General features: G+C 58.8%; 14 protein-coding genes and 1 pseudogene. 8 read left to right on the top strand and 7 right to left on the bottom strand.

Annotated elements, in window-relative coordinates; genetic code table 11:
* Positions 1 to 13: 13 nt before the first annotated feature.
* The 6 genes from infB to BLT55_RS16925 all read left to right on the top strand — a co-directional run bounded on the left by infB (position 14) and on the right by BLT55_RS16925 (position 7388).
* On the top strand, positions 14 to 2539 hold the full coding sequence (gene infB / locus BLT55_RS16955; protein ID WP_055001433.1) for a translation initiation factor IF-2: 2526 nt from the start codon (positions 14 to 16) through the stop codon (positions 2537 to 2539).
* A 158-nt stretch (positions 2540 to 2697) separates the two neighbouring features.
* Positions 2698 to 3114 carry a 30S ribosome-binding factor RbfA gene (gene rbfA, locus BLT55_RS16950; RefSeq protein WP_007249021.1) on the top strand — a complete coding sequence of 139 codons (417 nt, stop codon included), beginning with the start codon at positions 2698 to 2700 and terminating at the stop codon, positions 3112 to 3114.
* Positions 3115 to 3117: 3 nt separating this feature from the next.
* Entirely contained in the window at positions 3118 to 4035 is a 918-nt protein-coding gene (gene truB / locus BLT55_RS16945; RefSeq protein ID WP_007249020.1) for a tRNA pseudouridine(55) synthase TruB, read from the top strand.
* Between the two features lie 158 nt (positions 4036 to 4193).
* Entirely contained in the window at positions 4194 to 4463 is a 270-nt protein-coding gene (gene rpsO / locus BLT55_RS16940) for a 30S ribosomal protein S15 (protein ID WP_002555121.1), read from the top strand.
* 175 nt (positions 4464 to 4638) lie between these two features.
* Positions 4639 to 6744, top strand: a complete 2106-nt coding sequence (gene pnp, locus BLT55_RS16930; RefSeq protein WP_055001434.1) for a polyribonucleotide nucleotidyltransferase — start codon at positions 4639 to 4641, stop codon at positions 6742 to 6744.
* A 290-nt stretch (positions 6745 to 7034) separates the two neighbouring features.
* The gene (locus BLT55_RS16925; protein WP_002555119.1) at positions 7035 to 7388 is read left to right on the top strand and encodes a BON domain-containing protein; all 354 of its coding nucleotides are present in this window, start codon (positions 7035 to 7037) and stop codon (positions 7386 to 7388) included.
* 88 nt (positions 7389 to 7476) lie between these two features.
* On the opposite strand, the gene BLT55_RS16920 is transcribed toward BLT55_RS16925, so the two are convergent.
* The 4 genes from BLT55_RS16920 to BLT55_RS16900 form a co-directional block, all read right to left on the bottom strand.
* A protein-coding gene (locus tag BLT55_RS16920; RefSeq protein WP_167359962.1) for an IS3 family transposase occupies positions 7477 to 8717 on the bottom strand; the annotation gives its coding sequence in 2 pieces (ribosomal slippage) (positions 7477 to 8366 and positions 8366 to 8717; 1242 coding nt in all).
* Positions 8718 to 8842: 125 nt separating this feature from the next.
* A complete protein-coding gene (locus BLT55_RS16910; protein WP_375233497.1) occupies positions 8843 to 9163 on the bottom strand; it encodes a DUF2845 domain-containing protein in 321 nt (106 codons plus the stop codon).
* Between the two features lie 14 nt (positions 9164 to 9177).
* A complete protein-coding gene (locus BLT55_RS16905; protein ID WP_054998681.1) occupies positions 9178 to 12135 on the bottom strand; it encodes a DUF748 domain-containing protein in 2958 nt (985 codons plus the stop codon).
* A gap of 140 nt (positions 12136 to 12275) precedes the next feature.
* Positions 12276 to 13292, bottom strand: coding sequence for a class I SAM-dependent rRNA methyltransferase (locus BLT55_RS16900; protein ID WP_054998680.1), 1017 nt, complete (start codon positions 13290 to 13292; stop codon positions 12276 to 12278).
* A gap of 162 nt (positions 13293 to 13454) precedes the next feature.
* On the opposite strand from BLT55_RS16900, the pseudogene BLT55_RS16895 reads away from it, so the two are divergent.
* Together BLT55_RS16895 and BLT55_RS16890 are read left to right on the top strand one after the other, a co-directional pair.
* Positions 13455 to 15038: pseudogene (locus BLT55_RS16895) on the top strand (alkaline phosphatase D family protein).
* 104 nt (positions 15039 to 15142) lie between these two features.
* Positions 15143 to 16084, top strand: coding sequence for an AEC family transporter (locus BLT55_RS16890; protein ID WP_054998684.1), 942 nt, complete (start codon positions 15143 to 15145; stop codon positions 16082 to 16084).
* Here BLT55_RS16890 and BLT55_RS16885 read toward each other — a convergent pair.
* From BLT55_RS16885 to BLT55_RS16875, 3 genes are read right to left on the bottom strand one after another with little or no spacing between them, the layout of a single operon-like run.
* On the bottom strand, positions 16081 to 16464 hold the full coding sequence (locus BLT55_RS16885) for a carboxymuconolactone decarboxylase family protein (RefSeq protein ID WP_054998679.1): 384 nt from the start codon (positions 16462 to 16464) through the stop codon (positions 16081 to 16083). The genes BLT55_RS16890 and BLT55_RS16885 overlap by 4 nt on opposite strands.
* Before the next feature lie 32 nt (positions 16465 to 16496).
* Positions 16497 to 17528 (bottom strand): calcium/sodium antiporter, encoded by a 1032-nt coding sequence (locus BLT55_RS16880; RefSeq protein ID WP_054998678.1) that lies wholly within the window; start codon positions 17526 to 17528, stop codon positions 16497 to 16499.
* 53 nt (positions 17529 to 17581) lie between these two features.
* Positions 17582 to 17950 carry a septal ring lytic transglycosylase RlpA family protein gene (locus BLT55_RS16875; RefSeq protein WP_054998677.1) on the bottom strand — a complete coding sequence of 123 codons (369 nt, stop codon included), beginning with the start codon at positions 17948 to 17950 and terminating at the stop codon, positions 17582 to 17584.
* Positions 17951 to 18122: the final 172 nt, after the last annotated feature.

Raw genomic sequence — 18122 nt, 5'->3', positions numbered from 1 at the left:
AGGAGAGAAGTGCATGACGCAAGTCACGGTGAAAGAACTGGCCAAAGTGGTCGACACACCGGTAGAGCGCCTGTTACAGCAGATGCGTGAGGCAGGTCTGCCGCACACCGCCGCCGAGCAAGTTGTGACCGATAACGAAAAGCAAGCCCTGTTGACGCACCTGAAAAGTGGTCACAAGGCCAAGGTGGAAGAGCCTCGCAAGATTACCTTGCAGCGCAAGACCACCAGCACCCTGCGCGTTGCTGGCAGCAAAAGCATCAGCGTTGAAGTGCGCAAGAAGAAAGTATTTGTGCAGCGTAGCCCGGAAGAAATCGAAGCCGAGCGCAAGCGCGAGATGGACGAACGCCGTGCGGTAGAAAATGCCGCTCGTCAAAAGGCTGAAGAAGAAGCCAAGCGTCGTACCGAAGCAGATGCAACCAGCCAGCCGGCTGCCGCTCAGGATGCTTCGGCGCCTGCGCAGCCAGTTGCTGCCGCCGAGCCTGTGCGTGAAGCACAAGCCGCCGCTGCTCCGGCACCTGCCAGCGCTGCGCCATCGGCCGACGCTCGCAAGCGTGACGAACAACGTCGCCCTGACAAGCCTCGTGCCGATGATCGCAATGCCCGTGGCGGTGACGGCGAGCGTAAAAACGCTCCGCATCGCGCTTCGGTCAAAGAGAAGGCTCCGGCCCCTCGCGTTGCCCCTCGCACTACCGACGAAGAAAGCGATAGCTTCCGTCGTGGTGGTCGTGGCAAAGGCAAGCTGAAGAAGCGTAACGCACACGGCTTCCAGAGCCCTACCGGTCCTGTGATTCGTGACGTTGCCATTGGCGAGACCATCACTGTCGGCGAGTTGTCGGCACAGATGTCGGTCAAGGCTGCTGAAGTCATCAAGTTCATGTTCAAGATGGGCACCCCGGTGACCATCAACCAGGTACTGGATCAGGAAACTGCCCAGTTGATCGCCGAAGAGCTGGGCCACAAGGTCACGCTGGTCAGCGATAACGCCCTGGAAGATTCCCTGGCCGAATCGCTGAAATTCGAAGGTGAGTCGTTCTCCCGTGCGCCGGTTGTGACCGTAATGGGCCACGTCGACCACGGCAAGACTTCCCTGCTCGACTACATTCGTCGTGCCAAGGTAGCTGCTGGCGAAGCCGGTGGTATCACGCAGCACATCGGTGCCTATCACGTAGAAACCGAACGCGGTATGGTCACCTTCCTCGACACCCCGGGTCACGCCGCGTTTACCGCAATGCGTGCGCGTGGTGCCAAGGCGACCGACATCGTGATTCTGGTAGTCGCTGCCGATGACGGCGTGATGCCGCAGACCATCGAAGCGGTTCAGCATGCTGTTGCTGCTGGCGTGCCGCTGGTCGTCGCTGTGAACAAGATCGACAAGCCTGGTGCTGACCTCGATCGTATTCGCAGCGAGCTGTCGGTCCATGGCGTGACGTCCGAAGAGTGGGGCGGTGATACACCTTTCGTTTCGGTCTCCGCGAAAATGGGTACCGGCGTCGACGAATTGCTGGAAGCTGTTCTGCTGCAAGCCGAAGTTCTGGAACTCAAAGCCACTCCATCGGCTCCTGGCCGTGGTGTTGTCGTCGAGTCCCGTCTGGACAAGGGCCGTGGTCCGGTTGCTACTGTTCTGGTTCAGGACGGTACGCTGCGTCAGGGCGACATGGTGCTGGTCGGTTCGAACTTCGGCCGCATCCGCGCCATGCTTGACGAGAACGGCAAGCCGGTCAAAGAAGCGGGTCCTTCCATTCCGGTCGAGATTCTCGGCCTGGACGGTACCCCGGACGCTGGCGACGAGATGAGCGTGCTGTCGGACGAGAAGAAAGCCCGTGAAGTGGCTCTGTTCCGTCAAGGCAAGTTCCGCGAAGTCAAACTGGCCCGTGCTCACGCAGGCAAGCTGGAAAACATCTTCGAGAACATGGGTCAGGCAGAGAAGAAGACGCTCAACATCGTCCTCAAATCTGACGTTCGTGGCTCCCTCGAAGCGTTGAACGGCGCCTTGAACGGCCTGGGTAACGACGAAGTGCAAGTGCGTGTGGTCGGTGGCGGTGTCGGTGGTATCACCGAGAGCGACGCTAACCTGGCGCTGGCTTCCAACGCTGTACTGTTCGGCTTCAACGTGCGTGCCGATGCCGGCGCTCGCAAGATCGTCGAGCAGGAAGGTCTGGATATGCGTTACTACAACGTGATCTACGACATCATCGAAGACGTCAAGAAAGCCCTCACCGGTATGCTTGGCAGCGACGTCCGGGAGAATATCCTGGGTATTGCCGAAGTCCGCGATGTGTTCCGTTCGCCTAAATTCGGCGCGATCGCAGGCTGTATGGTTCTGGAAGGCACTGTCTACCGTAACCGTCCGATTCGTGTTCTGCGCGAAGACATCGTTATCTTTGAAGGCGAGCTGGAATCCCTGCGCCGCTTCAAGGACGACGCTGCCGAAGTACGTGCCGGCATGGAATGCGGTATCGGCGTCAAGAGCTACAACGACGTCAAGGTTGGTGACAAGATCGAAGTCTTCGAGAAGGTCCAAGTGGCTCGCAGCCTCTAAATCGCGAGCTTCAGGAGCCATGGTGGGAGCGCCGCATGCAAATGCTCTGCTTTCCCCGTGGGCTCTAAACGCAACGCCCGGTCTGGCAATTGTCAGGCCGGGCGTTTGCCGCTTTCAGACTGTCAGGGTTTGGTCCCGGATCAGTAACAGGTAACAAAATGGCAAAAGAATACAGCCGTACCCAGCGTATCGGCGATCAGATGCAGCGCGAGCTGGCACAACTGATCCGCCGCGAAATCAAGGACCCCCGTGTGGGTCTGGTCACCATCACCGCCGTAGACGTCAGCCGTGACGTGGGTCATGCCAAGATTTTCATGACCGTCATGGGCCAGGACAACGCGGAAGATATCGCGCAAACCATCAAGGTGCTCAACGCTGCTGCAGGTTTCCTGCGCATGCAACTGGCCCGCGAAATGAAACTGCGCAGCGTGCCTCAACTGCACTTCCACTACGATGAAAGCGTCGTGCGGGGTGCGCACCTCTCGGCACTGATCGAGCGCGCCGTGGCGCAGGACAGTCAGCATCAGGACGGTTCCGCATCGCCGGATGCAAAGCCTGAAAGTACCGAGGAGTAAAGGGTGGCTCAGGTCAAGCGTATACGCCGCAATGTCAGCGGGATCATCCTGCTCGACAAGCCACTGGGCTTCACTTCCAACGCCGCGCTGCAAAAGGTTCGCTGGCTGCTCAATGCCGAGAAAGCCGGGCACACGGGCAGCCTCGACCCTCTGGCCACTGGCGTTTTGCCGTTGTGCTTTGGCGAGGCGACCAAGTTCTCGCAATACCTGCTCGATTCGGACAAGTCCTACGAGACCTTGGCGCAACTGGGCAAGACCACCACCACGGCCGACTCCGAAGGTGATGTTTTGCTCACGCGTCCAGTGACCGTTGGTCGCGACGATATCGAAGCGGTTCTGCCGGATTTTCGTGGGCAAATCAGTCAGATACCTCCCATGTACTCCGCGCTCAAGCGTGACGGCCAGCCACTTTACAAGCTGGCGCGTGCTGGGGAAGTAGTGGAGCGCGAGCCCCGTTCTGTTACTATTACGCGCCTGGAATTACTTGCTTGCGAAGGCGAGACAGCGCGCTTGTCGGTGGATTGCAGCAAAGGCACCTATATCCGGACGCTGGTCGAGGATATTGGTGAAAAGCTCGGTTGTGGTGCTTACGTCGCAGAACTGCGCCGTACCCAAGCCGGACCTTTCACGCTGGCTCAGACGGTGACGCTGGAAGAGCTGGAGCAAGTGCATGCCGACGGCGGAAACGAGGCGGTTGACCGCTTCCTGATGCCCTCGGACAGTGGCTTGCTGGACTGGCCGCTGCTGAAGTTTTCCGAGCACAGTTCGTTCTACTGGTTGCATGGTCAGCCAGTGCGCGCGCCGGACGCGCCGAAATTCGGCATGGTACGGGTGCAGGATCATGAAGGTCGCTTCATCGGTATCGGTGAAGTCAGTGAAGACGGGCGCGTTGCGCCGCGTCGATTGATTCGGTCAGAGTGACCGGAACCAGTCCGTTGGCAGGCTAGCCTGCACGCGGGGTGGAACGAGGATGGCTGTCAACAGGCACGGTCATATCTCATTTTTTAATACGAGGTTTCGTCCTCGGCCTGTTGGAAACGTTTCTCCGGAAGCGCTTCCCTGAAATAAGGATTGCCCACATGGCACTCAGCGTTGAAGAAAAAGCTCAGATCGTAACCGACTACCAGCAAGCTGTTGGTGATACGGGTTCGCCAGAAGTGCAAGTTGCACTGCTGACCGCCAACATCAACAAACTGCAAGGCCACTTCAAGGCCAACGGTAAAGACCACCACTCCCGTCGTGGTCTGATCCGTATGGTAAACCAGCGCCGCAAGCTGCTGGATTACCTGAAAGGTAAGGACGTTAGCCGTTACAGCGCCCTGATCGGTCGTCTGGGTCTGCGTCGCTAATAACGACGTTGCTAGAGGTTGGTTGTCTGTCACGATCCGTCGGGTTTTCACGGTGGATCTGGCAGGCTCCCAGCCTCAAGTTTTATCTGGGCTGTGGAAGGGGCCGATTCCCCACGCTGCCCAAGAATTCGCAAGAAACCAGTTCCCCAAGAGCCACAAAGAAAGGTAGGAAACCGTGAACCCGGTAATCAAAAAGTTTCAGTTCGGTCAATCGACCGTAACCCTCGAGACAGGCCGTATCGCCCGTCAAGCCTCTGGTGCAGTATTGGTCACCGTTGACGACGACGTCAGCGTACTTGTGACTGTGGTCGGCGCCAAACAGGCTGACGCTGGCAAAGGCTTCTTCCCTCTGTCCGTGCACTATCAGGAAAAAACCTACGCTGCCGGCAAGATCCCCGGTGGTTTCTTCAAGCGTGAAGGCCGTCCTTCCGAGAAAGAAACCCTGACCTCGCGACTGATCGACCGTCCGATCCGTCCACTGTTTCCAGAAGGCTTCATGAACGAAGTGCAGGTTGTCTGCACCGTCGTGTCCACCAGCAAGAAAATCGATCCGGACATCGCTGCGATGATCGGTACCTCGGCTGCCCTGGCGATCTCCGGCATTCCGTTCGACGGTCCGGTCGGCGCTGCGCGCGTTGCTTTCCACGAAAGCACCGGCTACCTGTTGAACCCGACTTACGAGCAACTGCAGGCTTCGAGCCTGGACATGGTCGTAGCCGGTACTTCCGAAGCTGTTCTGATGGTTGAGTCGGAAGCCAAAGAACTGACCGAAGACCAGATGCTGGGCGCTGTACTGTTCGCTCATGACGAATTCCAGGTCGTGATCAACGCCATCAAGGAACTGGCCGCCGAAGCTGCCAAACCTACCTGGGACTGGCAGCCAAAGCCTGAAGCGACCGCACTGCTGGGCGCTATCCGTGCCGAGTTCGGCGACGCGATCTCCCAGGCTTACACCATCACCGTCAAGGCCGACCGCTATGCGCGTCTGGGCGAGCTGAAAGATCAGGTCGTTGCCAAACTCGCTGTCGAAGACGGCAGCCCGTCTGCCAGCGAAGTCAAAGCCGCTTTCGGTGAAATCGAATACCGCACCGTTCGCGAAAACATCGTCAACGGCACGCCGCGTATCGATGGTCGTGATACCCGCACTGTCCGCCCACTGAACATTGAAGTCGGCGTTTTGCCGAAGACTCACGGTTCGGCACTGTTCACCCGTGGCGAAACTCAGGCGCTGGTTGTGGCCACGCTGGGTACTGCTCGTGACGCACAGCTGCTCGACACCCTTGAAGGCGAGAAAAAAGACCCCTTCATGCTGCACTACAACTTCCCTCCGTTCTCGGTGGGCGAGTGTGGTCGCATGGGCGGCGCAGGTCGTCGTGAAATCGGTCACGGTCGTCTGGCTCGTCGCAGCGTGCAGGCCATGCTGCCGGGCGCTGACGTGTTCCCTTACACCATCCGTGTCGTTTCGGAAATCACCGAGTCCAACGGCTCCAGCTCCATGGCGTCGGTCTGCGGTGCTTCCCTGGCACTGATGGATGCGGGCGTTCCGATGAAGGCACCGGTTGCCGGTATCGCCATGGGTCTGGTCAAGGAAGGCGAGAAATTCGCCATTCTGACTGACATCCTGGGTGACGAAGATCACCTGGGCGACATGGACTTCAAAGTAGCCGGCACCTCTAAAGGTGTGACCGCGCTGCAGATGGACATCAAGATCAAGGGCATCACCGAAGAAATCATGGAGATCGCTCTGGGCCAGGCCCTGGAAGCTCGCCTGAACATCCTCGGTCAGATGAACCAGATCATCGGTCAGTCGCGTAACGAACTGTCGGCCAATGCTCCGACCATGATCGCGATGAAGATCGATACCGACAAGATCCGTGACGTGATCGGCAAGGGTGGCGCAACCATCCGTGCAATCTGTGAAGAGACCAAGGCGTCGATCGATATCGAAGACGACGGCTCGATCAAGATCTTCGGCGAATCCAAGGAAGCGGCTGAAGCAGCGCGTCAGCGTGTTCTGGGCATTACCGCAGAAGCAGAAATCGGCAAGATCTATGTCGGTAAGGTTGAGCGCATCGTCGATTTCGGCGCATTCGTCAACATTCTGCCGGGCAAGGACGGTCTGGTTCACATCTCGATGCTGAGCGACGCTCGCGTAGAGAAAGTGACCGATATCCTGAAAGAAGGTCAGGAAGTCGAAGTACTGGTACTGGACGTGGACAACCGCGGCCGTATCAAGCTGTCGATCAAAGACGTGGCGGCTGCGAAAGTATCCGGCGTCTGATCGATCGGATCAGCCGTTGAAAAAGGACTCTTCGGAGTCCTTTTTTTATGAGCGCAATTAGCAGGTTACGTCTGTGGCGCAGAAAAGGTCGGACGCATACGTGCATCTTGCAAGCCAGAACGGCGATGACCGGGCAGTCTGCACGATTCCGTAAAATAACTGAAAACATAACTCTATGATTTTAAAGGGTTTTTCAGGCTTCATGAATCTGGCACAGCGATTGCGATATAACTGTTAACCCCTGCAGCCAGTTATCTGGCGCAGTTTTTGAGAAAAACAGGAGTTATCGTATGAAGAAGTTCGCTATCGCTGCCGCTACTGCAACTGCCCTGACGCTGACCATGGCTAACGCTGCATTCGCTCAGACTTCGGCCCAAGCGCCTATGGTTCTGGCAGCTAACACCACGACTCAAGAAGTCAAAGAAGATACCTCTGACACCTGGATCACCACCAAAGTCAAAGCTGATCTGCTGACTGAAAAAGGAATTCCTGGTTCGGACATCAAGGTTGAAACCAACAAAGGCGTGGTTTCCCTGTCCTCCATGGTAAAAGTGACTGAAGCGCAGAAAAACACTGCTGTCGCGATCACCAAGAAAATCAAAGGCGTCAAAGACGTATCGGCTGCTGGCCTGAAAGCCGAGTAATCGAACGCTGTCCATGAACACCCGCAGTCATTGATTGATGGAAGGTTCATGCGAGGCTACAAGGATGTTGTCTAGTCCTGAAATAGGTTTACACCTGTTTCACGCTCAAAAACGCCCGATGCACCGCATCGGGCGTTTTGTATTTCAGGGATAAGTGTGGTCGCTCCCCATTGTAGATCTGCACCGATTCATCCACCATTTTCACTGCATCTGCCAAGTCTTTAGGCCGATGGAGTAGAAACTCGGTCTTCAAAATTCCGTTTATTCGCTCGGCCATAGCGTTCTGGTAACAGTCATAACCATCAGTCATCGAGCACCGGATTTCATGCCTGGTATGCAGCCGCTGATAGAGGTCGGAACAGTACTGGGCACCGCGATCTGAATGATGAATCAGCATCTGATCGGTTTTTCGCTCTCCTACCGCTTTTTCCAGTGCCTTTATCACCGACTGGGTATGCAGGCTTTCATGCACATGATGACCAACGATCTTGCGTGAGTACGCATCTGTCACAAGGCTCACATAGGCCACGCTTTCCTGTGTAGGCAGATAGGTGATGTCTGCAACCCAGACCTGTTCGGGTCCATTGGCCACGACTTGTTCAGGACCTGCTTTGAGCAGGTTGGGGTGGCGGCGAAAGCGATGATGACTATGAGTGGTCTTGTGATAAGCCCGTTTGCGCGGAACCAGCTCGCGCGCATCACGAAGGATGGTAAACAGACGGTCTCTACCCACGCACAACGACGCAGGAGCTTCGACGCTCATCAAGTAGTGCAGCTTGCGCGTTCCCAGCCTGGGCTGGCGACGCCGCTTTTCCAGGACGAAGTCCACCACCTCTTGGTCTTGGCGGACCTTCGCGTCAAAAGCGCGATTACGCTTGTAATACGCTTGACGCGAAATACCCATGAACAGGCAAGCCCTGGTAATGCTCAGGTCTTGGATTTGCCCTTGCGAGAGGACTTGCCGGGTCGCTTTTTTACGATGGAAACACCGTAGTCATTTTTCAAGACGTTCACGACAGCTTCAAAGAACTGGGCCTTCTGATTGCTCAGCACCAGCTGTTCTTCAAGCTCTTTAATCCGCTGCTCAGGTGTCGGCGGGAGTGTTGGCTCGGTCATGGACCTGTTCCTCGGCTCTCGAATTGATGCGCCTTGGCTCCAATCCTGTCGACCGTGCTTTCGTAACCAGACCAGCACCGTCGACCGGCCTTGGATGCCATAGCGTCGCTGGGCTTCTTTATAACTCAACTCGCCTTTTTCAACCTGATCTACGACCGATAATTTAAAGGCTAGCGTGTAATCGCGCTGGCTGCGCCTTTTGCCCGAATTCATTGAGTCCTCCTGAGGAAAGGTCAGAAGGTGTAAACCTTATTCAGGACGGGACATGTAGTCATTAAAGGCCCCGACTGAAGAGTCGGGGCCTTTTCTATGGTGCTGGAACGGCGATGACGTAAGCGTCAGCGGCGGCGTTTGCTGTCGATCCTGACCAAACGTCCGCCCTCGAAGTGCAGATACTGATACATGCCGTTGTCAGGGCCGTAGATCCATTCTTCGATCCTGACGGTTTCGGACTGGCGATAGTCATTACTGAAGCTCTCCTTGGTGCCGATCACCTCCTGACTGACCGGCTCACCACATTTCTGCTGGACCTCGAATGCCCGGTCGCCGGTGCTGATCAACTGGCTGCCGCAACGCAGGGTCGACGCCGCCTGAGCGGGTAAAACTGTTGCCCCGAGCATAGTGGCCAGGGTCACGCTGACCAGTATCTTGATTCGCATGTGTGACAACGGATTCACTCACTGTCCAGGTGCAGAGGGCTGACGACTTTACCATCCGGCTGGGCCTGACCCAGGCGGGCGTCGATGAAGTACACACGCGCGTCTTCCAGCTTGCCCTTGTCCACCAGATAGTCCTTGATGCTGCTGGCCCTGCTCTGACCCAGTTCACGCAGCAATACCTCGTTGCCGCTCCAGAACTTGAGTACCGCAGCACGCATCTGGCTGGCACGTTGTTCCTTGCTCAGACTCGTCCATTCCGCGGGCGGTTGCTGTTTCAGACGCGTGCGGTAGATGCCCTCCAGCATCGGCGCTTTTTCAGCGTCCGGGACCTCTATCAGGCCAGCCTTGGCCGGGACCTTGTCGCCACGGCGCTGGAGAATCTTGTAGTACGTGTACTGGTATTCACGCTCCAGTCGTTGTTGTGCGAGCAGCGGGCCGTCACTGCTGGCAGCGCTGGTGCCTTCGATCTCCAGCTTCAGGTCGGGACGCGCCTTGAGAGCGGCCGAGAGCTTGTCCAGCGCGTTTTGGGTCTCGACCGACAATTCGCTGCTACCCGGCGCGAAGCTCACGCTGCCGAGGTCTTCAGAGCTTCCGCCAGCCACCAGGCTGCCGAGCATCTTGAACGGCGCCTGTGCCGCGCGCAGCACCAGATTGCGCAGCGTTTGCCAGACAATCGGCATCACACTGAACTGCGGGTTGTTAAGGTCGCCTTCGATAGGCAGCTCAAGGGAGATCCGCCCCTGCGTGTCTTTGAGCAGTGCCACGGCCAGCCGGATAGGCAGGTCCAGCGCATCGGGGCTATCGACCCGCTCACCCAGTTGTAATTGCTCGATCAACACCTTGTTCTGGGCTTTGAGCTGGCCTTTGGTAATCAGATAATGCAGGTCGAGGTTGAGCCGGCCCTTGCGAATCCGGAAGCCTGCGAACTTGCCGGAGTAGGGCGTCAGGTTGGTGAGTTCGACACGTTTGAAGCTGGTGGTGATGTCGAGGCTGGCCATCGGGTCGAACGGGTTGAGGCTGCCTTTGATGGTCACCGGCGCATAACGGTCGACCTTGCCTTCGATATCGACCGGGGCCGGAGTGGCCTTGCGGTTGTCGATGGTGCCAATGCGACCGTTGAGTTGCTGCACGGCCGTTGCGAAGTTGGGCGTCAGGGTCATGTCGGCAAAGTTGGCCGAGCCGTTCTTGATGTTCACTTCGCCGACGTAGATTGCCAACGGGTTGTCTTTTTTGGCCTTGGGCTGCGCGCTGGCTGTTTTCGGCTTCGCCGCGCTTTTGTCATCCGGTTGCGGAATCAGCAGGTCATCGACGTTGGTGGTGCGGTCCTCGTTGATCATGAAGCGGGCATACGGCTGGCTCATGTTGACCTTGGCAATCGAGAGCCCGGTGCCGTGCTGGTAGTCCAGCCCTTCCAGCTCCAGCTGCTGCCATTTGAGAAAGTCGCGCTGTTTGACGGTATCGAGCGTGTGCAGCTGGCTGACCTGCGCCTTGCCGGTGACGCTGAATGCCAGCGGCTCGGTGCTCTTCAGATTGACTGCCAGGTCGCTGCCCAACATCCCGCTGCGCAGCTCGAGCAGAATGAACGGGCTGATATAAGCCTGAGCAACCCGCAAATCGATGTCACGGGTTGTCACGTTCAAACGCGCGCTGACCGGGTTCAGATTCACGTCGCCAGCGGCGGTCAAAGTGCCCTGTTTACCCAGCCCGGTGTCGAGCTTGAGGGTAAAAGGTGATGCATTCAGGCTGTCGAAATTCTGGATGTCGACGTTCAGCGGGCCGATATCCAGCGCCACGGGTTCCTTGGGGACGCGATCCGCCAGATGGACCGTGTAGTTACGCAGTTGCACATCGCGTAGCAGCACCTGCCAAGGCTTGCCTGGTGGTGCGGGTTGATCGTTGGCAGTGGCGGGGGCCGGCTCTGCGGCCTTGTCGTCCACCGCCGGTTTTTGCGGTGCTGCAGGCTTGCCCGGTTGAGGGGCAAACAGCTTCTGCCAGTCCAGTTGCCCGTCGCTTTCGCGTGCAGCCCAGGTCTCCAGCTTCTGGCTGCGAATCTTGCCCACCGTCACCCGCTGCTTCGCCAGATCAACCGACGTTTCGCTCACCTCCAGGCGTTGCAGGCGCACCATCGGGCGTCCGTCAGGCGTGTTCAAGGCAAAGGGCGCGACGCTGGCCGACAGGTTGGTCAACTGGAGTTCGGTTTCCTTGGCCAGATTGAGTTTGTAAGCGGTGCTGAAATTGAGCACGCCATCCTCAAGCGCAAGCGGCAACGCATCCCGCACATAGGGCCACCACAGTTTCATCTTGCCATCGGTGACTTTCAGCGTGCCCTCGGAGGCGATGGGCACCAGGCTGATGCGGCCCACCCAGTCGATCTGGCCTCCGTCGGGGCCCGCTGCGACCAGCGTCATGTCGGCATTGTCTTCGGGCAGGGTGCTAAGGTTCTTAAGTTCGAAATTCAGGGCGTCGTAGAGAAATTCGATCGGCGCGCTGGGGCGCATGTCCTGGAAATGCACGTAACCGTCAGCCAGCTTGATCTCGCCGATGCGCAGCGGAAACGGCTTGCTCGGCGGCTCGTCCGCGGTCGGCTCACTGGCAGGCAGCTTGAACAATTGCGCCAGGTTGAGCTTGCCTTGCTTGTCGAACAACAGCTCGGTCTTAGGCTTGATCAGCTCGACGCGCTGCAAATGCACCGCACGGGTCCAGAGGCTGTCGATCTGCAGATTGGCGTAGAGTTTTTCGAACGCGATCTGTTCTTTGCCGGGAGTGCCGATGTTCAGGCCCCAGAGGGTCAGTTCCAGGGTGTAGGGGTTGAACTCCAAGCGTTCCAGTTTGGCCGGCACGGTCGAGTAGTTGGCGAGTTGTTGATTGGCGATTCGCAGAGCGACGCCGGGGAGGATGAAAAACCCCAACAGGCTGTAGAGCACGAGCACAGCCAGCACGGAGCCAAGTGTGTATTTCAATCCTCTGGACATGGGCAGCGACGTCTCTCTCTTTTGGAGGTCCTTGGAGTATGGCATGCCTGTTCGGTTCCTAAGGCGATGCCGCTCCGGTGTGTAGGAATTTTCATCATGTAAGTCAGCGGCTGATCAGGCCGCTCGATGGACCCGGCTGATCAGAGTTGCAGAATCAGGGTTTTCAACGGCGGTTGGCCGTCCTTCGACGGGAAGTCTGCGGCGGGTTGCATCATTTGCCAGTCGCGTACCGGCCGACCCGCCTTGCTGGCGCAACGCAGGACCTGCTCGCGCCAGTCCTGCATGCTGACCTTTGCCAGATTATTGCAGCAGATCAGCATGCCATCGTCTGCCGTGGTCAGCAGTGCAGGCTTGAGCAGGCTCTGATAATCGCGCAACAGATCGACGGTGCCGAACGCGCTTTTTGCCCAGGCGGGTGGGTCGAGTAGAACCAGGTCGTATTGACGTTGATCGAGCTTTACATGGCTGGGCAGCTTCTGGCTGCGGCGGGCGGCGACCGGCAGGCCGGCGAGTTGGCGGATGGCCGGGAAGTAGTCTGACTGGATGAATTGCATGGCCGGCAGTTGCGGATTGAGCGCACCGTTTTCGCGGCCCACGGCCAGGTTGCCCTCGGCAAAATCCAGATTGCAGACTTCGCTCGCGCCACCGGCTGCGGCGCTGAGACCGACGCCGCAGGTATAGGCGAACAGGTTCAGCACGCTCTTGCCCGCACTGTGCTGCTTGACCCAGCCGCGCGTGTTGCGCAGGTCGAGAAACAGCAGCGGGTCCTGCCCGGCATGTCGCCCGCGCACCCGATAATTAAGCCCCCACTCGTGACCGACATGGTCGGCCAGGGCCGCTTCGTCGGCCTTGTAAATAGCGTCCTGGCGATCTACCCGCGAGTTGCCTTGCGAGCGGTCGTTGTAGACCAGCAGCGTCTCCAGACACAGGCGCACGTTGACCTGCGCATGCAGTTCCAGCAGCGCATCGCGCTCCAGGCGGGTGTGAAAACTCTGCACCAGCAATTGCGGGCCATAGCGGTCGATGGTCAGGCCGCTGGCGCCTTCTTGGCTGCCATGAAACAGGCGATAGCAGTCGGTGCCTTGCCGATGCAGCTCGGCAAGCAGCGATTCACGGTTATCGAGGGCGACGCTGAGCGCCTGATTCAAGGAAGACATGCAAAGCGTCTCGGGCTGGAATAAAGGCGCGGGAGTTTAGCAGTTACCGGCTGTGCACGGTTTTTGAGTCTTCCTGGTCCGCTGAATAACCGGCAGCGCTGTCACACAGCGCCAACATTGTCCTGCTAGGTTGCTGTTTTGCCTTTCAGCGAGGGGATAATCGTGAGCCAGTTCGATCTCAAGCGTCGCCGTGTCATCCAGGCCGTCGGAGCCGTGGGGGCCGGTCTGCTGTTACCGGGTGTTGCGCCGGCGGTTATCGCCTCGGTGCAGGACCGTCCGAAAATGACCGACGGTGTCCAGTCCGGCGATGTATTCGGCGACAAGGCGATCGTCTGGAGCCGCAGCGACCGGCCTTCGCGCATGGTGGTCGAGTGGGACACGCGCAGTATGTTCACCCAGCCGCGACGTGTGGTTTCGGCGCTGGCGGACCAGCGCACTGACTTCACGGCGCGCGTCGAGCTGAGCGGATTGCCGGTCGATCAGGCGATTTTCTACCGTGTTTCGTTCGAGGATGCCCAGAGCGGTGTCGCCAGCGAACCCTGGTTCGGTCATTTGCGCAGCACGCCGCAAGAGCGTCGGAACATCCGCTTTGTCTGGAGCGGCGATACGGTCGGGCAAGGTTACGGTATCAACCCCGACATCGGCGGCATGCGTATTTACGAAGCCATGCGCCTGCGCCTGCCGGACTTCTTTATCCACAGCGGCGACACCATTTACGCCGACAGCCCGGTGCCGTAGCAGCTCACTACCGAAGGCGGGCGGATCTGGCGCAACATCACCACCGAGGCGAAAAGCAAGGTGGCCGAGACGCTCGACGAATACCGCGGCAATTACCGCTACAACCTGATGGATGAAAACCTGCGCCGTTTCAGCGCCGAAGTGCCGCAGATCTGGCAGTGGGATGACCACGAGGTGACCAACAACTGGTCGCCGAGCAAGCAGCTCGATGACCGCTACAAGGTCAAGGACATCCAGTTGCTGTCCACCCGCGCACGCCAGGCGTATTTGGAGTACGCGCCGCTGCGCTTGCAGGCAGCGGACAACGGCGGGCGCATTTATCGCAAGATTCCCTATGGGCCGATGCTCGAGGTGTTCGTCCTCGATATGCGCAGTTATCGCGACGGCAACGATGCCAATCTTGCCGACAAGCCGGGTCCGACCACTGCCTTCATGGGCCGCGAACAGCTGGACTGGCTCAAGCGCGAGCTCAACGGGTCGCGCGCGCAGTGGAAAGTGATCGCCGCCGACATGCCCATTGGTTTGGGCGTGCCGGATGGCGAGGTGAGCCCCGGTGTTGCGCGTTGGGAGGCCATCGCCAATGGTAATGATGGTCCGGCGCTGGGGCGTGAACTGGAGGTTGCCGAGTTGCTGGGGTATCTGCGGGAGCAGAAAATCCGCGATTGCGTGTGGCTGACCGCCGATGTGTATTACTGCGCTGCGCACCACTATCAGCCGGATCGGGCGGTGTTTCAGGATTTCGATCCGTTCTGGGAATTTGTAGCCGGGCCGCTGAATGCGGGTAGTTATGGCCCCAACGTGCTGGACAAGACGTTTGGCCCCGAGCTGGTGTTCCAGAAAGCGCCGCCTGCGCAGAACACCTCGCCGTTTGCGGGTTATCAGTTCTTCGGCGAAGTGAATATCGATGGGCAAAGCGGTGAGATGACAGTCGCTCTGCGCGATCTGGACGGCGTGTCGGTGTTTGAGCGCACCTTGCAGCCGGTGAAAGAGGTCAGTCGAATCGTCTGACAGGCAAGGGGCTGACGCTTCGCAGGCTTTCCTGAAAATCCTTGCAACATGCCCGGCATGGGTGGCTTATCATGAGCCACCTAATGATGGATCGGGTGCGTTGCATGTTGGCTATCTTTCTCGAAACCCTGAACATCACCGCCCCGGTGTTCGCCATGCTGTTCCTGGGCGTGTTGCTCAGGCGCATCGGCGCGATCAACGACGGGTTCATCGTGGCGGCCTCGGGGCTGGTGTTCAACGTCACCATGCCCGCGCTGCTGTTTCTGGGCATCATTCACGCCGATCTGCGCAGCGCATTGCAGCCGAAGCTGCTGATTTTCTTCAGCGTGGCGACACTGCTTAGTTTCGCGTTGGCCTGGCTCTGGGCCGTGGGGCGCTGCCCGTATGCAGAGCGGGGAATCTACGTTCAGGGTGCGTTTCGCGGCAATAACGGCGTGATCGGCCTGGCACTGGCGGCCAGCATGTATGGCTCTTACGGCATTTCGCTGGGTGCCATTCTCGCGGCGCTGGTCATCGTGTTCTATAACACGCTCTCAACAGTGGTGCTGGCGGTCTACAGCCCGGTGATTAAGTCCGACCCGTGGAGCATTTTCAAGAGTGTGCTGGCCAACCCGCTGATCATCAGTGTGATCGTGGCCTCGCCCTTCGCGTATTTCAGCATCGGTTTGCCCAAATGGCTGGAGACGTCCGGCAGCTATCTGGCACAGATGACCCTGCCGTTGGCGCTGATCTGCATTGGCGGCACGCTGTCGCTGGCGTCCTTGCGCAAGAGCGGCAAGCTGGCCGTCAGTGCCAGCGTCATGAAAATGGTCGCGTTGCCAGTGCTTTGCACGCTGGCCGCCTGGCTGGTCGGTTTTCGCGGTGCGGAGCTGGGGATTCTGTTTCTGTATTTCGGCAGCCCGACCGCCGCCGCCAGCTACATCATGGCGCGCACGGCGGACGGCAATTACGAACTGGCGGCGGCAATCATCGTGATCACCACGCTGGCCGCCGCAGTCACCACCAATGTGGGCATTTTCATTCTGCAATGGGGTGGCTGGATCTAGTCCGGTTTCACGTAGCTGTCGATCACTTCCTGAGCCGCACGAAATGCATCGATGGCCGCAGGCACGCCGGCGTATACCGCGCAGTGCAGCAGCGCTTCACGAATTTCTTCGACGGTGCAACCGTTGTTCAGCGCGCCCCGCACATGGCCTTTCAGTTCTTGCGGGCATTTAAGGGCGGTGAGGGTGGCCAGGGTAATCAGGCTGCGGGTTTTCAGCGGCAAACCCTCACGACTCCAGACGCTGCCCCACGCGTGCTCGTTGACGAAATCCTGCAAGGGCTGGCTGAAATCGGTCGCGTTGCCCAGCGCACGGTCGACGTAGACATCGCCCATCACCTGGCGACGAATCTGTTCGCCTTCGCTGATCGTGTGGTCGGTCATGGCGTTTCTCCTCTGATCACTACGGATTGAAATCAGTGCTGGCGCCGCCACGCGCGAACAGTGCCCCAGGCGACGATGCTGCTCAATAGCGGCAGAACCAGCGTGAGCATCCAGCCTTCGAGCCTTTCAGCCAATGCCATGCCGGTGCTGATCGACACGATATGCAAGCCGTAGGTCAGGTACAACGCCAGCAGCAGCAAGCCTTCGATGCGGTCTATCCGGTAGCCGGAATAAAACAGTGGTACGCACAGCAATGCCACGCCCAGCATCACCGGCAGATCGAAAACCAGCGCATTGGGCGAGATCGTCAGCGGCATGGGCGCCACCAGCGCGGTCACGCCGAGTACACCGAGCAGGTTGAACAGGTTGCTGCCGATCACGTTACCGACCGCGATGTCGCGTTCGCCACGCAGTGCGGCGATCAACGAGGCCATCAGTGCGGGCAGCGAGGTGCCGATAGCGATCACGGTCAGGCCGATAATACGCTCGGAAAGCCCCAGATGGAGGGCGATCACTACCGAGGCATTGACCAGCAGATGCCCGCCAGCGGTCAGCATCAGCAAGCCGGCGGCGAGCATGAGCATGCGCGTAAGGGTGCGGGGCTTGTCCGTGATGTCGGCCTGGCCGTGGCGCGGACCATGACCGCCCTGGCGTACGATGATGAACAGGCAGACCAGCAACCCGGCTAGCAGCACAATGCCGTCGAACGTGCTGAACTCGCCGTTCCACGACAGGCCGATGGCCAGCAGGCAGGCGCCGATCATCAACGGTATGTCGATGTGCAGCACTTGTCGCGCCACCCGCAACGGAATGATCAAGGCGCACAGGCCAAGGATCACCAGCACGTTGAAGATGTTACCGCCGATGACGCTGCCCACCGCGATGTCGGTGTTGTCCGAGAAGGCAGCTTGCAAGCTGACGGCCATTTGCGGAGCGCTGGTGCCCATCGCCACGACAGTCAGGCCGATGATCAACGGTCTGACCTTGAAGATCGCGGCCAGGTGCACCGCGGCGCGCACCGACAACTCCGCCCCGATCAGCAGCAGAAGAAAGCCGCCGAACATTTGAATGAGGGCGGGAGCGGGCAGGGCCGATAGCTGGAGAATACCGAGTGTCCTTAGTCGAGGGCCTGAACGCGAACGGGCGCAGTGCCGCTGCGCAGCATACCCAGTTGTTCGGCTGCTTCGCGAGAGACATCGATCAATCGGCCACGCGTGTGCGGCCCTCGGTCGTTGATACGCACGACGACCGTGCGTTGATTGTCGAGGTTGGTCACCTTGACCCGCGTCCCGAAAGGCAATTGCCGGTGGGCAGCGGTCAGGGCATTTTGATTGAAGGATTCGCCGCTGGCGGTGCGATTGCCATGATGGCGAGCGCCGTAATAGGCGGCGGTGCCGGTCTCATCATAACCGTGAGGGTCGATGATGTGATTTGCGCAGCCAGCCAGCAAGGTCAGCAGGCTGCTGGCAACAAGAAGTCGGCGCATGGGGGTTGGTTCCTGAGTGCCGGATGAGCTGTGGTTGACTCTCGTGTAAATGCTCCGCGTTGGCTCACAGCGTTGTGTCGCAGCGCGCACTTAGAGTCATACACAAGTCTGTTTTTGATTCTGGCCGAAGGCCGTGGGAGCGAACTTGTTCGCGAAAGGGCCGGTACATCCT

The organism is Pseudomonas cannabina, from assembly GCF_900100365.1.
GTDB lineage: Bacteria > Pseudomonadota > Gammaproteobacteria > Pseudomonadales > Pseudomonadaceae > Aquipseudomonas > Aquipseudomonas cannabina.
Note: the sequence above shows the minus strand (reverse complement) of the source record. Positions and strands in the feature narration are given on the sequence as shown.

Bases quoted from the DNA above. Each gene is read 5' to 3' on its own strand.
- infB (WP_055001433.1), top strand. From the start codon at position 14: ATGACGCAAGTCACGGTGAAAGAACTGGCCAAAGTGGTCGACACACCG.
- rbfA (WP_007249021.1), top strand. From the start codon at position 2,698: ATGGCAAAAGAATACAGCCGTACCCAGCGTATCGGCGATCAGATGCAG.
- rpsO (WP_002555121.1), top strand. From the start codon at position 4,194: ATGGCACTCAGCGTTGAAGAAAAAGCTCAGATCGTAACCGACTACCAG.
- BLT55_RS16925 (WP_002555119.1), top strand. From the start codon at position 7,035: ATGAAGAAGTTCGCTATCGCTGCCGCTACTGCAACTGCCCTGACGCTG.
- BLT55_RS16910 (WP_375233497.1), bottom strand. From the start codon at position 9,163: ATGCGAATCAAGATACTGGTCAGCGTGACCCTGGCCACTATGCTCGGG.
- BLT55_RS16905 (WP_054998681.1), bottom strand. From the start codon at position 12,135: ATGTCCAGAGGATTGAAATACACACTTGGCTCCGTGCTGGCTGTGCTC.
- BLT55_RS16900 (WP_054998680.1), bottom strand. From the start codon at position 13,292: ATGTCTTCCTTGAATCAGGCGCTCAGCGTCGCCCTCGATAACCGTGAA.
- BLT55_RS16890 (WP_054998684.1), top strand. From the start codon at position 15,143: ATGTTGGCTATCTTTCTCGAAACCCTGAACATCACCGCCCCGGTGTTC.
- BLT55_RS16885 (WP_054998679.1), bottom strand. From the start codon at position 16,464: ATGACCGACCACACGATCAGCGAAGGCGAACAGATTCGTCGCCAGGTG.
- BLT55_RS16880 (WP_054998678.1), bottom strand. From the start codon at position 17,528: ATGTTCGGCGGCTTTCTTCTGCTGCTGATCGGGGCGGAGTTGTCGGTG.
- BLT55_RS16875 (WP_054998677.1), bottom strand. From the start codon at position 17,950: ATGCGCCGACTTCTTGTTGCCAGCAGCCTGCTGACCTTGCTGGCTGGC.